We start from the raw sequence: 14,726 nt of genomic DNA on the forward strand, positions 1-14,726 counted from the left end.
CCACACTCTTTTCGATTAATTTGATGAAGATTTTACCATATGCGCGGAACCCATTCCAGAAAAAATGTACAGGAATACAAAAACCACAGTATATCCCATGTTTAGTTTCTAATGACCTTTCATCATCTTCTTACCCTTGCTTTAAATGACAACCTGGTATTGTGGCTTATAATAATGAAGGAAGTGCGACAATGATGAGTTCAGCATTATAAAGCATCGTTACAGTTCAATTAATAATGAATGATCCTATGGAAAACTAAGGATAAGATCCTGCAACAGGTTTTTTTCTGATGTTTGTGCTACTCATTAATGAAAACAAATTCCTGAAATCAAAAGAAATGCAAGGGAGTGTGTTCCCTTGCATTTCTTTATCGACTATTTCTGATTACTAGCTATGCAAACTCCCTTTTAGCCATGCCCGTGGACGGTATGAGCCTATTGGGATTTGGATTAAGCTGGTTTTCCCTTTCATTCTATAAAGATCATCAGCCTCACCTGCATCAAAACCTAGCAGAGGATGACCTCCTAACCCTAGAGCGGAAGCTGTTAAAAGTAAATTTTGCACCAGCATTCCTGTTTCCATTTGTAATATTCGGTAGCCTCTGTATCCTAAGTCTTCTTGAAAAAAGTCCCTATTGCCAGCGACATGCAAACAAAGTGGTACTTGCTGCAGGTTGACGTTATCAATCGACAATCCAGTTTGTAAACGCAAACGGTGATCTCCTTGCTGAATTTCTTGTATAGCATGTTCTGTGTGGTTGTAGTAGTAGGCTCCATTGGGAATGCCTTCTATATTATAAAAACAGCCATAGATTGAAACTCTGGGCTCCTGGCTGCAGTAAATAGCGTCCAAATCATTGCGGTACGAATAGGCAGCCATCGACTCCTTCAACAGGTCAGCCAGCTGCTGTTGACTAACCCTTGATAAAATAAAGTCCATTTCAGGAGAAGAACGTTTTTTGCTAACCTCTGCCAAATCAAATTGTAATGATTCAGTTTGAGGGAGAAAGATTCGCCGATTCCCCTTCATATCACTCAGCTGGTTACAGAGCTTTTTAAACGATTCAGTCGACTCCAGTTTTGAGGCTCCATTCATGGTTATTAGTTTCGGAAACTCTAATACTTTCTCCGACCTTTCATAGCTCTTAATTACAAGCGGTTTCAGTTCGCTTTTCAATTCTTCTGACGATAGTTTTTTGTAGGAAGCTGTTGCATTCGCAGACCAGTTGGTCGTTTCCACAGACAGCGGAATAATCGAATAAACACTTTCCTCCTCTTCAGATAATCCGAGAAGATGATTGATTGCCGAATCCAGAAATTGATAGTAAACACCAGAAGCGAAACCAAATCGTTTCGCCACGGCTTGCAGCTGCCCCATCAATACTCCAGCATCCAGCCCTTGCAACCGATAGGAGAAGTTATTGTATTTAAAGAAGTTTTTCCAAAACATCGTAGAAACGAATGCAGTTCCAAAACAGGAAGTGATATCACATCGGTCGCCAAGAGCCGCGGCAATATATGAATCAAAGTTTCCAGCCCTCAGTAAAGCAAGGCGGTGATGGGCCGGGTCATAATGGTAGACCCCATCAGGCAGCTCCTCTAATTTTAAATATACATAAAGTTCGTTCGGGTAAAGTCCCCCGCCAGAAGGAGCATGCCTCCTAAAGGTATGAGCTGGATAAGCATCCTCAGAAAAAAACGACTCACTTACTTGCGTTATTCCATAAACATACCAGAGGAAATCTCCCATCTCATCGATGCCTGGCCTGGTTGGAGCCTTGATTTCTGCTAGGGACAAGGGCACTTCCCCGGACAGAGGAATCACCGGCAAGTCTCGATACAGTTTATAGGAAAAAGGAGCGTCTTCCCAGTTAGGTTCCCAGTTTTCCTGATTAGCACGTTCAATATTAAATTGAAGGTCCTTTAGAAATTGTTCAAGATTCATCCTGTTGCCTCCTATGGGAACGGATGCGGGAATTGATTTAGTTCTTCGAATGACAACGGTTCTTTCAAATAACCAAGCTTCACTGGGACGTGAATCACTCGATTAAGTCCTTTGAGGCGAGTCAAATGGTGTCCAAAGGTCATTGGAAGCATCCCCGGTATCAACACTTTCACACAGCAAAGACCATTTTTTCGGATTTCAGGTGGAGTTTGATCGACAACGACAACATTGAGCCCTAAGTTGCTGAATTTATCTAGAATATCCTTAAGATCCTCCGTCAGGTCCGCATGACGCGATTCCTTTTGAAAAGCGTCTTTAAAACTTTGTAATGGCCGGTTATCATCTAGCAGGAACCCTAAGCGTTCTTCCGCCTGGGTCAATCCATACAGCATTCCGTGATCATCTATCTCGCGTACAAGGGAATCATCATCAAGCATTTGTAAATATTTCCCTTTGTTCGATTCCAGTTTTCCATCGAGATTGAGCATCATGCCGGCAAGCTCCTGAACGGCACTTTTGGCTGCCTTAATCGGATCAAGATGGGGGCCCCTGCTGCACAAATAATGTTTAATCCTTTATCCTTCCTGTTTTTTGCCATCGCCCAGACACTTGGAATTCCGTGTTCCATGGTGGCGTTATATAAATACAAATCATATCCAGCAACAGCCCTCATTCGCTCTGCCATCAAAAGCAATTCTTCATCTTCAGCGGATTGAAGATCGAGGTGTGGAAGTTTGAGCTTTGAGTACCAGGTCAAAAGGAAGGAGTCACGCTCTACTACTTCCATGATGCCATAGAAAATCGCCTCTTCCCTGCTTCCGCCAAGGGCACAGCCATTTGACGTTTCATAGACAAATCCCGCTGACCCGCACCCGAGACTATAATAGGATAATAGTTCAGGTACGAGAATTGGCCGCTCTTCAATCAGTGAATAGCCCCAAACCCAATCCATCTGGGAGTCAGGGTCAAACTTTCGAAATGGAAATCCGGGTTTTTCATATTGTTCATCGGCATGGACACCTACTTCCAATGGGTTCAATGCCTGTTTTTCCAGGTTTCGGTAACTGTCACGGATGACTGTCCGTTTCCCGCGGGGGCTGAAGCCCGCAGTGGCGCTCGAGTCCTTCCAGGATAGCAGTCAATTCACTATCTGCGTAGCATTGCGTCCTGCCAGCTGTACCCTCATTACCTCCGGAGATCATTGGCAGATTGACGCTCGCATCGGCAAATGGAGTGACCAAATCGTACATCTTACTGTTTAGCAAACCTGTCCGATTGTCAAAATAATCATCAAAGAGCACTTCCTTCATCTTGTCCAGCGGTGTACATCGATAGCTGCTCTCACTGATTTTCAAACTTTGATTCAATGAGATTTCTGCAAGCGAAGCTGAATCGTCTGGAATCGTACTGCAAACTTGGCACAGAGAATCTGCCAGGAAAGAATGCCAGGATCCATGCAATGCTTTTAAGTCTGCAAAATACATCCTTCCTGACGAAAAGCCCTCTTTATCTGCTAGAACCTGGTCTGCTTCGTTTACTATTAAGTGAACCAGATGCAGAAGTCCATTTTTCGATGCCCATGGGTCCAAAGCAATTTCTGCTTCAGCCGTCAGCTTTTTTTTCACCTCTTGCATTTCGCCCCGTTCCTGACCTCCCAGTAGCCTCCTCAGGTCCGCACATTGAGAACATCCAGGAGTGCCAGGCCTGATGAGAGGTCCAACGATTCCCTCTCCAAAAGAAACAAAGGCTCGGAGCCAGGGACTGCCAGTCAGTTTTGCCGCTTCTTCAGCTTTTTGATGTGCATTGGGATTCCAATAATCATGAAGGACAAGCATCAACCCTGAATTTTCTGGCAGGCCATTTTCAAAATCTGTCCTTCTGAATACCTGGTAGCGTGATGATAATTCTTCAGCAACACGGTCAGCCAGCCATCCTTCCCCTATAATGACTACGAAGGAACTCAACTCAATCCCTCCTCTCGCAGCGATACACCGTATACTCCATCTAGTTGCTGGGTGAAAATGGGATCAATCCTAAGTTCGTACACTGACATTTGGGTTCTGTTCTCTTCAAGCACCTCAATCGCTGCCTGCAGGGTTTCATTCTGAATACTTCCTGTATATTCCGGTATCTTTAAATTTTTCTTTATCCTTTCACTATACTGAATCTCTGACTCCTGAAGGATGGCCACCTACCCCAGCTGACTCATTTTGAAAATAGGATAGCGCATTCTGCAAAGCGCCTCTTAAGGCCAGAGTTGTATTGAGTCCAGTACTTCCAAACCATCCTTTCTTCGTGCCGATCCAGATAACTGGGAAACCTCGCACTTCCTTTCCTACCCCTGTTCGTGCTGCTCCCTGTATTGTCGTAAGAGCGTTTAAATAAAATGCACATCTCCCGTCTTCAATAAGCTCGAGGTCAACAAGGGAAATCGACGCATTTTCGCTGAGCTTTCGATTTTCCAATTCTTTTGAGAGACATTTTTCCAGCCCTCTTCCAACAGCTTCCGCAAAAGATCCACCTGCACCGATACCCAACATCCGGCCATTCTCGAGTACTTCTGCCATACGAACCGCGTATGCTTCAATCCCTGTCAACGCTGCCTCCGTTCGTGCTTCTTCATGTGTGAATCCATTACAAACCCTTGCTGCCAGTAATTCAGACGTCCCATCTGACAGCGGATCGGCTGCCTGGACCATGCATTGCGCCAATGGTAGCTGCTTAAGGCCCCCCTCTTCCCACTTATGCAATATCCCAGCTTCTTTTGAAGTCATTAGACTAAAATACTGCAAAAGCTTCTCAGGCTCAGTTTTTCTTTGATCATGATTAAGCCGATTTTCAAGGTCCACTACTTTTATGGTCGAGAAAACTCCGGTTACCAAGGGATGTGGCAAGACCATGTGCCAGCTTCCCTCAAGAGTTTCTAAATTCAGCAAATAGATTCTGTTTCTTTGCTCAGCATTTGTGATACCCGCAAGTTCTTTATATAATTCAAAAGTAATAACGTTAGCAAGCAGCGCTCCAGTGGTCAAAGAGGCGGCTGAGACCTTCTGCTCACTTACCAAAACAGAAGAATGCAATCGCCTCCACGCTGACTCCCAGCAAAGCTCTGAATCAGGTGTAAACAAGGGGCCGGCCATACCCGTTTGTTTGAAAACTATGGCGGGAATGAAGGCTTTCCTCTCCTCCCTGCAGATCGATTGCAAGAGCCGCACTTCTTCAACATTGCCATTTTGTGAAACGTACAGGACCGAATCGAAAGGCCGCAACAGCGTGCTCCAGTCACCATTCTTTCTTTCAAACTCCTCGTACTCCACCTCCGAATCTGTTTTACGTGCATGATTCACAAGCTCTGCCAACCTTTTTCTATTGGTGTGGCTTTCATCGGTGATTGAGACATTCAGTTTTTGCAGACCGGATTCCAGCAATGTTGAAACGAGAGAGTTGAACATAGGGCCGGAACCGACGGCCAGTACCTTTGCATTGCGGAATGACTGAAATCTTGATGCACCGGAACCTGCCAAATTGTCGGCAAACTCAATTTGTGAAGCGAATTTCTTCAGGACATGCTCAGATAATTGATGCTGTTCATCCCCGCTTACATCCCGGACAAAACCATTTTCAAGTAAAACCTCAGCAATTTGGTAAACGCGCTTCAGGTATGGTTCTGGCAGAGGCCGTCGGTCAATTTCCCCAGCGAATACTCACCGTTAAACATTGGCAAAAGCTTTTCAACCCACTGATCAATTCCATTGCCTTCAAGACGGAATGAACATGAGTTATTCCTTAAATACACACCACTATTTGGTTCTGCGAGATAAAATGTATCTCTTTTCACCTTCAATACCATAGAAGGATCCAACTTCACCATCTCACTCCTCCTCCGGCCCTAATGCCCTTACTTTCCTTCATTGACTGCCATTATCATCGTATGTAGCTCAATTTGTCCCTTATGTCTTATATCAAAGAACAAAGCCCCTGCAAAAAATTCGCAGGGGCTAGAGTCTGTATTGTCTAACTTAACCGCGATGGCATCGTCCGCAACCACCACAGCGTCCGCACCCGCCACAACGAGAACATCTACCACAACCACCGCAGCCTCCGCAACGGAAACATCCGCCACAGCCAAAGCAGCTAAAGAAACAAGAAAAACCGAAACAGCCGCCAAATCCACCCAGACCTAGAAAAATCCGCTCATCTCCTGATTGGTATTGGTTTTGATCCCAGCTAACGGGCTGAGTTGCCTGGAAATCACCAACATTCAGCCTTTGCAGTTCATTTTGAAAATTATTCATCATTATTCTTTACCTCCTCAAATAAATACAGGGCTCAAAAAAACAAGTAACAACGTTGAGTACTACCAGAAATATTCCTATATACATGGTACAAACATAATTAACGAGAATACTCTTCACCAATTTATGAAGACGTAACGGCCTTTGTCACATATGCAAAAGCCTATTTATATTTATACAGTAGAATTCAGCTGAAACAATTACTTTCTGTCTCTTCGAGAACAAGGGATGAAAGAGTATGGAACCATTGACTTAATTCGGCTACTGCTTCAAAAATGAAACACTAATTATAACAGCCTTAAATAAAATCCCATGGCCTGGCTATAAAAATATTCTGCAACTTCGAACGTAAAGTTGTACAATGAACATGTAAACTTAATTGTTTTGGAGGGAATAGCATTGCGAAACCATGAAATTGATTACAAAATCTATGGCGATGACATGCAGTTTGTTGAGGTTGAACTGGATCCGAATGAGACGGTGGTCGCTGAAGCTGGCAGTCTGATGATGATGGATCAGCAAATTGAAATGGAAACGATTTTTGGCGATGGTTCTGGCAGCGGCGGCGGTTTGGTTGGCAAGCTGTTTGGTGCTGGAAAGAGGTTATTGACGGGCGAGAGCCTTTTTATGACCACATTTACCAATACTGGACACGATAAGAAGCATGTATCCTTCGCCTCTCCTTATCCTGGTAAAATCATTCCGATGAATTTGAGTGAGAATGGCGGAAAGATCATCTGTCAAAAGGACGCTTTCCTCGCTGCGGCAAAAGGGGTTTCAGTTGGCGTTGAATTTCAAAGGAAGCTTGGAGCTGGTTTCTTTGGTGGAGAAGGCTTCATCATGCAGAAGCTTGAAGGAGACGGAATGGCATTTGTCCACGCTGGCGGAACGATACATAAAAGAGAACTTCAGCCAGGAGAGGTTATCAAAGTCGATACTGGCTGCCTGGTTGCCATGACAAGTAACGTGAATTACGACATCGAAATGGTAAAAGGAGTTAAAACAGCCTTATTTGGCGGTGAAGGACTTTTCTTTGCGACACTTAGAGGACCAGGAACTGTATGGATCCAATCACTTCCATTCAGTCGTCTAGCCAGCAGAGTATTTGCAGCCGCACCACAAGGTGGAGGCCAGAACAAAGGCGAAGGCAGTGTCCTTGGTGGAGTCTTCAGAATGCTTGACGGTGATTAATGATGAACAAAGGGATGGATTCCGTGTCAGGAACCATCCTTTTTTTCTTGGAACAAAGAGCCCATTCCTGCAATCGAATGGCCAGTCTTTATCTTAAAGCTTTATATGACAAAGCCGAGCACTAAAAATAAAAAGCTAAACCAAGTATTTTCCTGGTCTAGCCTTGTTGATGAATATATTTATCTTGCATCTTCCTCGTGTAATGGAATATAACCAATCTCCTCTAGCAGCTTCTGACCTTCGGGACCCTGCATCCATTTAAGCATAGGCTTCACCGTTTTTTTCGGGTTGTCTTTCACCGTAATGGCATACAGATTGACGACATAAGGATATTTGCCCGAAGCAATATTTTCAGGTGTTGGTTCTACTCCATCCAGTGAGATCAGCTTTATTTTTTCATTCGGGTTCATGCCAGTTGTAAAAAAACGGAATGAGTAACCGAGGGAATTATTGTAGTTGCGGTAGCTGGCAACCTCCTCCATCAAATCGCCCATTCCCGCCACTTCTTCTCTCAGCGCTGGCATCAATGGCGTAGCACCCATGAATTTCTCCATGATTGTCTGGCTGCCCGAGTCCGTTGGCCGCTGAAACGCCATAATCTTTTTATCGTCTCCACCAACTTCATTCCAATAGGTGATTTTACCAGAATAAATCGATTTAATTTCCTCTGAAGTCAGGGTTTCAACAGGATTCTTCTCATTCAAAAAGAACACAAACGCTTCCTTACCAATAGGTGTAAGAACGAGTTCCTTCCCGTTACTCTCTGCCAGGCTTTGCTGCGAAGCAGAAGGCTGGGCACCGAAAAAAATATCAACCTCGCCAGAAACTAGTCTTTCAAAAGCATAAATCGTATTCGTAAAACTAACAATCTCTTCACCTGTTGGTAGTGAGTTTTTGTTTTTTATATCTCGGTAGGTGGCATTAGCGAATGCGGCATATACTGGATACGCGGCCTCCGCCCCATCCAGAATAGGCATTTCACTTTGAGTTTCTACCCTCAAGCTGGCAGTGTCTTTAAGCTTTGGCAGGATGTTGTTAGGGTTCGTGACGTAATACGGCTCTAGGTCAACACTCGAAAAGCCATTGCCATAATCAAATCCATAAGAAGGCGGGAGGATATGCTTGCTCCGCTCTATATAGATTGAACCAATGACAGCCAACAACATAATTATGACACTCATTCCCGCGAAAAGATTCCCTTTTTTGAGGCTAACTTTCGTCTTGGTCCTCTGTTCGGACAAAATAAAACCGATCAAAAAGAATAAATAATAAGCAAAAGGTACGGCAAAAGCTAGAATGAATTCCCCCATTAATGCTGAAATAAGCGAATTAGGTAAAAACGGGAACAGCGCGAATACAAAAATTCCCCAAACCTGGTGCCCGAAAAAGCCTTTGGAAATAATCATCCCTATTGCAGCAAGGAGCACTGTCAGAAGCAATGGTATGTATACAGGCAGGTACCGACCATAAAACGAGAAAGCCTGAGGTCTTTTCCCATAATGAAAACCCATTAACAAAGCCGAGAACGAGATGATCACTAATATAACCTGCGGACCGAACTTCTCAATCGGCAAAACCGCAATCCCCAAAAATGATAGAAATAGAGGGAATAGTATAAAGTAAATAACTAAAAACCCGGCATCCTTCTTCAATCCAAATACCCCCAGCAACTTATTTTATTTATTAATTAGTGTAATTTTACACTAAATGAATATATTAGTAAATATGTATTTATTAATCTTTTATGAAATTTGAGAAAAAGAACAAGAGTATTTTAATACTGCCTATTGACCACCTAGATTTCTAGATTATGTAAAAACAATGCACCAATCAGCCCTATTGGAAACCTAAATGCCCAAATTATGTAAATAAGACACACCAATGAAGGCTATTGGTGTCCTGAATATCCAAATTATGTAAAACATATACACTAATGAAGACTATTGGTATCCTGAATATCCAAATTATGTAAAACAGTCCCATTAATGAAGGCTATAGTGCGCCTGAATATCCATATTATGTAAGAATATGACGCCAATAAACTCTATTGGTGACCTAAATCTCTTTAATACGAGAAAACAGGTCACCAATAAAATTTTGGAAGAACCCGCCCCCACAAAAAGAGAGAGGAACCATTTTAAAATCGGTTCCTCCATTATCAAACTGTTCTATTTAACATTAAATCCTTCCTCCGATAAACACTCAGTACGACTCCCATAATAAACGCATTAAATATCATTGGGATAAATCCATAGCTTATAAATGGCAGAGACATCGACGTCAGTGGAAGCAGGCCAATCATCATTCCAATATTATAGAGAAATTGGACAAGAAAGAGTGTTACACCGCCAACTAGCAATAGGTTTCCAAACCTAGAGTTAATTTGAATCGATATCATAACAATTCTCGCTGCAAACAGTGAGAGAATAACGAATAGTCCAATCGCAAACAAATAACCGTACTGATAGGTCAAATTAATAAAGGCATAGTCCGTATGTTCCAATGGTAATGGTTGGCTTTTTGCTTCTGAACCAAACCAGCCGGAGGAAGACAATCGTTCTTTTAGCTCCAAGTACATATACCCCGAGCTATTCGGATATTTTTCAGGATTCAGGAAGCCTAATATCCTTGCAAGTTGATATTCTTTCACAGTGAACCAGACAAACGTGCTAAAGGCTGCAACTCCCATGATCGACGTAATCGTTATGAGAGTTGCAGTTATTCTACTAATCATGCTCCACCACATCATTACAAAAACCATAACTATATATATGAAGCTACCTGACAAGTTTGGTACCGCCATAAATAGGAGCAGCGGCAAAGTAAATAGGATGAAGTGCTGCCATAGTTTAATTTTCGGGTTATTGAAAAATGAAGCCCAACCCAGAAACAAGAATGGCAGTGCGTAGTGGCTTTCAAGCTGGAACGGTCCAATCATAAAATATGGGATCCCATTTATGATTGCATTTGGGATTGTTAATAATAAGAATAGAAACAATACTCCGATTGAATAAAATAACCAACCTTTACTTTCTAATTTTCGATAATCAATAAACATCATAGCCGCTGCAATCATTGCACCTAGTAAAACATGAATTGCTTTGATCACTAAATAACCATCTGATAACTCATCACCCAATGTGACCAGTGGCAGGAAGCTCAATCCCATGGTGATCGCCAACAAACCGATCAGCCACCAATCGATCCGCGGTTTATGAAGTTTATTCATTTCATGGCCTCCAAGCTTTGATGGACTTCCCATTTGGTTGACTGCTTTTTCCTCGGCCTCTGCTTCACTTAAGCCCTTTCCCATCCATTCTTTCTTCACCTGCTCAAGATGAAATTCCAATTCTGAGGTTACAAACCTCTTCGCTTCCTTCGAGCGGATATGTGTCGTCACTTCACTTAAAAAGTGGTTCCATCTATTACTCATTACATTATCACTCCCCCAGCAATCCTTTCATGACGATGCGGCCAGAAGCCGCATTCTTCTCCAGCTTACGCAAATACTTCCTCCCTTTGTCGATGAGCTGATACAATTTCGCACCTTCCTCATTCCAGCAGGAAGCAATTAATCGTTTTTGTTCAAACGTATGGAGAATCGTATATAGGGAACCTTCATTGTCCTCAAACTTTTTAAAGCCTCTGGACCTGAGCAGCCCGGTCAATTCATAACCTGTTTTTTCATGAAGAAGAAGCTGCAGAATGGCCAAAGTAACTACCTCATCCCTCTCATCTGGCATGTTAATTTGTTTATGAATCTCTTTTCTCATTTTTTCTGAAAAACTTAATTCATTAAACGTGGACTTCTCCATCGATTTTCGGAGTTTATTCAGTCGGTTTTCCATTACAATTCCTCCAATCTTTCCTTCAGGAGTTCTTTTGCTCGCTTAAGCCGTGTCTTTATTGTGTTCTCTTTCATCTCTGTCACGGCCGAAATCTCCTTGATACTCATCTCTTCAAAGTAAAAAAGGTAAATTACTTCCCGGTAGTTTATCGGCAGCTCCATGACCGCTGATGCCAGCTGATCATCCTCCTCATCTTGAATGACGATTTGCTCAACACTATCACTCGGCATTGAATCATAAATAGGCTGATAATCGGTAGTGAAAACATTCTTGTTGTACCAGCTTTTCAAATAGTCCTTGCAATGATTGGAAGCGATTCTCCAAAGCCAGGTGCGGAACTTCGATTTCCCGCTGTATGTATGAAGAGATTTATAGCATTTCACGAAAATCTCCTGAGTTAAATCCTCAGCGATTTGCTTATTTTTCACATATGAAAACGAGAGTTGCAGAATCTCTTGCCCATATCTATTCATGATCTCATCAATTCCTTCTGCACCATTCTCGATTTCATTTGTCTCTGCTGTTATTTCATCCACAATCGTTCCCCCTTCATAGTTATAGACGACGCGCTGTTAAAAAGGTTTTAGGAATATAAAACAGGATAAAAGTTCTAATTTTTAAAAATTTGCAATAATATTCGTTCCTATCCTCTTTCGTCTTGTAAAATAGAGAGAGGCATTCAACGCCAATAACATATTATACAGGACTAATAGTTAGGGAGGCTTTTTTATGATAAAGGAAGAAATCCAACAAGCCTTTGCCCCAGACATAAACGATATACATGATATAAGCATAGCACTTGCCAGATCAAAGGAATTTATTTCTAGTCATTTTCCGAATGGAAGTTTTACCTATGCGGCACCTTCCTGTGAGCCTCTTTTTGGTTACACATCAGCCGAGCTCCACGGAAAATCCATTTTCAGCTTTTGCCATCCATTAGATCTGGATAGGCTGGAACAGTACTTCTCTTCTAATCATACTGGAGAAATTTCGTTTCGTTTCAGGAGAAAAGAAGGAGATTATCTCTGGCTGGAATCTAGCAGTACGAACGGTCCTTCTCAGTCAGAAATAGTTCTTGTTTCTAGAAATGTTACCCAGCGTGTAAATCGAGAGGAAAAATTAAAAGAACATCAAAGAAGAGATCGGTTATTCCTGGAGCATTCAAAGGATACAATGGGGATCATCACAAGAAACGGTGTATGGACTTACATTAATGAACAAGGGAAGAAATTGATGGGCGCAACCAGTTTTGATGAAATTATTGGTACTTCTTTGTATGATTACACTGACCCGCAAGACTATAAGCTGCTTAAAGAAAGCCTGGATACAAGAAACTCCAGCGATTTTGAAATCAGTTTGATCCGAAAAGATAATGATTCAAAAAGGGCTGAGGTCCAGCTCATTCCGACAGTCTTTAAGAATAGGGACGTTTTCCTTATCATCATCAAGGATATTACAGAACAAAGAAAAACGGAGGATCAGCTGCAGGTAGCTGAAAAACTTTCAGTAATCGGTCAAATGGCGGCTGGAATCGCTCATGAAATCAGGAATCCATTGACTGCGATAAAAGGCTTTACCCAGCTTTTGAGTGAACATCCTGCAGAAGAAGCAGAAGATTATGCCGAGATCATCCTCGATGAGCTCGCCCGTATTGAATCTATAGTTGGTGACTTGCTGGTCCTAGCCAAACCTCAGGCTTCCGATCTATCGAATGCAGATGTGATTTCTCTGGTGAATGGGGTTGTTAATTTGCTGAACCCTCAGGCAACGCTATCCGATGCCTTCATTAAGATTAAAACTGATACACCTAGTATTCACATAGATTGTGAGCCTGACAAAATAAAGCAGGTGTTAATCAATTTAATCCAAAATTCTATAGAGTCGATGACAACGGGAGGAGAAATTCTCGTTACTATTTCACAAGAAGCAAACCTAGCTTCAATTAAGGTAATGGATCAGGGATCCGGAATTCCAGAAGACCGTCTCAATAAACTAGGAGAACCCTTCTATAGCACAAAGGAAAAAGGAACCGTCCTCGGCTTGATGATTTGCCAGAAAATCATCAAAAACCATGGCGGCAAGATCGATTTCTCTAGCATCGTTAATGAAGGAACAACCGTTACGATTACACTGCCTATACATGATCACTCCACGAACCAGGAGGAAACACCCGCCTTTACTCCTTAATAAAATAAATGCCGAACCCTGTGTGTTAAAATTCGGGTTCGGCATTATAAATTAAATAATCAGTGATTTTTCAACGAAATTTAAGAGGAATAAGTTAGCTCCTCAATTCTCTAAACAATACTGCGCCCGCTTTTTCCAAGAGCGTAGTATATGCCATGCTGCAGTGTGTGCAGACATTCATATTTTTTTCAAGTTGCTTAATGTTTCTGTAATCACCATCGCCAGTTCGGCGGAAATCCCTACAAGGATCACTTCTACTCCGAGCAATCTGGCCGCTGAACCTAATTTGTCGATCAACTCGGCTGTGTAAGGTGAGATTTCCTTATTCAATCCAGTGAGGTCGAGTAAGACGTACTTTGCTTGATATTTTGGCAGATTGTTCAGCGTGTTCATGATCAAATCCTCGGCACGATCTTCATCGTATCTGCCGATTAAAGGGACAACGACAATTCCATCAAGCACTGGAATGAGCGGAGATGATAATTCTTTCACCAAATCCTGGAGCATCTTAGTTTTGTCCGCCACGAGGCTTTCCAGTTGCCTAATTTGCTTGGCTTCTTGCCTCCTCGCCATTTGCCAAATGCTTTCTTGTACATCCTTATCGGAAGGGAAATATTCCACAACCGTATATGGGTTGGTATCATTCTGATACTCAATGATTTTATACCAGAAGTTCCTGCCAAACAAGCCAGTAAAAACACCAGCATAATGCGCCGGAACGAAAATCCCTTGTTTTTCCTTGTCACCAAGTTTGTTCATCTTATATTCCCAGTCATCTTTAATGAATAAAGTAAAATTCTTGGTTTCAACATCCATTTTTTCTACTCTCACATAACCCCAGCCTGCTGGTATGTATGTATCCGACACCCATTTCACCAAATTGGATGTATCGATTTCCTTCAGTTCCTTAAAGCCTTCACCGACGATGATTCCCTGTCGGAACCCAGTCGCTTCAAGTACCAGATTCGTTGCCTCTTCGCCTGTAATTTCATTAATGGTATCGAAGAAGGTTTTCATGGCAGAAACCCAGAAAAAAACAACATCTCCTCCTTCAAATAACACTTCTCCAGTATTTAAATCCCACTTTATTTCCACACCGCCAACAACAATATCCTTTTGCATCTCCACTTAATTCACCCACTAGTATTAGATTATGATTAAAGCAAAATGAGGTTTATAATCATGTCTTCGACTCACTATCTTTCATTTCCTGCCGAATCGGTCATTTTGTCCATATAAATCCTGAAACTTGAACACCAT

Annotated in this window: 11 protein-coding genes and 1 pseudogene; 2 read left to right on the top strand and 10 right to left on the bottom strand. The window is 42.3% G+C overall.

Going from position 1 to position 14,726, the window contains the following annotated elements; genetic code table 11:
• Positions 1 to 388: 388 nt before the first annotated feature.
• The 5 genes and pseudogenes from LC048_RS11440 to LC048_RS11455 all read right to left on the bottom strand — a co-directional run bounded on the left by LC048_RS11440 (position 389) and on the right by LC048_RS11455 (position 6,243).
• Entirely contained in the window at positions 389 to 1,945 is a 1,557-nt protein-coding gene (locus LC048_RS11440; protein ID WP_226601200.1) for a SagB family peptide dehydrogenase, read from the bottom strand.
• A gap of 11 nt (positions 1,946 to 1,956) precedes the next feature.
• A pseudogene (locus LC048_RS11445) lies at positions 1,957 to 3,909 on the bottom strand (TOMM precursor leader peptide-binding protein).
• A gap of 192 nt (positions 3,910 to 4,101) precedes the next feature.
• Entirely contained in the window at positions 4,102 to 5,634 is a 1,533-nt protein-coding gene (locus LC048_RS11450) for a putative thiazole-containing bacteriocin maturation protein (protein WP_371932062.1), read from the bottom strand.
• Positions 5,601 to 5,816, bottom strand: coding sequence for a hypothetical protein (locus tag LC048_RS25070; RefSeq protein ID WP_371932032.1), 216 nt, complete (start codon positions 5,814 to 5,816; stop codon positions 5,601 to 5,603). The genes LC048_RS11450 and LC048_RS25070 overlap by 34 nt, the downstream gene beginning before the upstream one ends.
• Positions 5,817 to 5,964: 148 nt before the next feature.
• Positions 5,965 to 6,243 (bottom strand): heterocycloanthracin/sonorensin family bacteriocin, encoded by a 279-nt coding sequence (locus LC048_RS11455; RefSeq protein ID WP_371932033.1) that lies wholly within the window; start codon positions 6,241 to 6,243, stop codon positions 5,965 to 5,967.
• A gap of 396 nt (positions 6,244 to 6,639) precedes the next feature.
• Between LC048_RS11455 and LC048_RS11460 the strand changes: the two genes are divergently transcribed.
• A complete protein-coding gene (locus LC048_RS11460; RefSeq protein ID WP_226601203.1) occupies positions 6,640 to 7,431 on the top strand; it encodes a TIGR00266 family protein in 792 nt (263 codons plus the stop codon).
• A gap of 179 nt (positions 7,432 to 7,610) precedes the next feature.
• Here LC048_RS11460 and LC048_RS11465 read toward each other — a convergent pair whose 3' ends face one another.
• The 4 genes from LC048_RS11465 to LC048_RS11480 all read right to left on the bottom strand — a co-directional run bounded on the left by LC048_RS11465 (position 7,611) and on the right by LC048_RS11480 (position 11,815).
• Positions 7,611 to 9,083 carry a substrate-binding domain-containing protein gene (locus LC048_RS11465; RefSeq protein WP_226601204.1) on the bottom strand — a complete coding sequence of 491 codons (1,473 nt, stop codon included), beginning with the start codon at positions 9,081 to 9,083 and terminating at the stop codon, positions 7,611 to 7,613.
• A gap of 506 nt (positions 9,084 to 9,589) precedes the next feature.
• Positions 9,590 to 10,864 carry an FtsW/RodA/SpoVE family cell cycle protein gene (locus tag LC048_RS11470; RefSeq protein WP_306050299.1) on the bottom strand — a complete coding sequence of 425 codons (1,275 nt, stop codon included), beginning with the start codon at positions 10,862 to 10,864 and terminating at the stop codon, positions 9,590 to 9,592.
• Between the two features lie 7 nt (positions 10,865 to 10,871).
• Positions 10,872 to 11,279, bottom strand: coding sequence for a PadR family transcriptional regulator (locus LC048_RS11475; protein ID WP_226601206.1), 408 nt, complete (start codon positions 11,277 to 11,279; stop codon positions 10,872 to 10,874).
• A complete protein-coding gene (locus LC048_RS11480; RefSeq protein ID WP_226601207.1) occupies positions 11,279 to 11,815 on the bottom strand; it encodes a sigma-70 family RNA polymerase sigma factor in 537 nt (178 codons plus the stop codon). Before LC048_RS11480 ends, LC048_RS11475 begins: the two co-directional genes overlap by 1 nt.
• 193 nt (positions 11,816 to 12,008) lie before the next feature.
• On the opposite strand from LC048_RS11480, the gene LC048_RS11485 reads away from it, so the two are divergent.
• Positions 12,009 to 13,466 (top strand): ATP-binding protein, encoded by a 1,458-nt coding sequence (locus tag LC048_RS11485; RefSeq protein WP_306050301.1) that lies wholly within the window; start codon positions 12,009 to 12,011, stop codon positions 13,464 to 13,466.
• A gap of 177 nt (positions 13,467 to 13,643) precedes the next feature.
• Here LC048_RS11485 and LC048_RS11490 read toward each other — a convergent pair whose 3' ends face one another.
• A complete protein-coding gene (locus LC048_RS11490; RefSeq protein ID WP_371932063.1) occupies positions 13,644 to 14,588 on the bottom strand; it encodes an STAS domain-containing protein in 945 nt (314 codons plus the stop codon).
• Positions 14,589 to 14,726 lie beyond the last annotated feature (138 nt).

This window comes from Mesobacillus subterraneus, from assembly GCF_020524355.2.
GTDB lineage: Bacteria > Bacillota > Bacilli > Bacillales > Cytobacillaceae > Mesobacillus > Mesobacillus subterraneus_C.

Excerpts from the sequence above, each read along its gene's own strand:
- LC048_RS11440 (WP_226601200.1), bottom strand. The coding sequence starts at position 1,945 with ATGAATCTTGAACAATTTCTAAAGGACCTTCAATTTAATATTGAACGT.
- LC048_RS11470 (WP_306050299.1), bottom strand. The coding sequence starts at position 10,864 with ATGAGTAATAGATGGAACCACTTTTTAAGTGAAGTGACGACACATATC.
- LC048_RS11455 (WP_371932033.1), bottom strand. The coding sequence starts at position 6,243 with ATGATGAATAATTTTCAAAATGAACTGCAAAGGCTGAATGTTGGTGAT.
- LC048_RS11490 (WP_371932063.1), bottom strand. The coding sequence starts at position 14,588 with ATGCAAAAGGATATTGTTGTTGGCGGTGTGGAAATAAAGTGGGATTTA.
- LC048_RS11485 (WP_306050301.1), top strand. The coding sequence starts at position 12,009 with ATGATAAAGGAAGAAATCCAACAAGCCTTTGCCCCAGACATAAACGAT.
- LC048_RS25070 (WP_371932032.1), bottom strand. The coding sequence starts at position 5,816 with ATGGTGAAGTTGGATCCTTCTATGGTATTGAAGGTGAAAAGAGATACA.
- LC048_RS11475 (WP_226601206.1), bottom strand. The coding sequence starts at position 11,279 with ATGGAAAACCGACTGAATAAACTCCGAAAATCGATGGAGAAGTCCACG.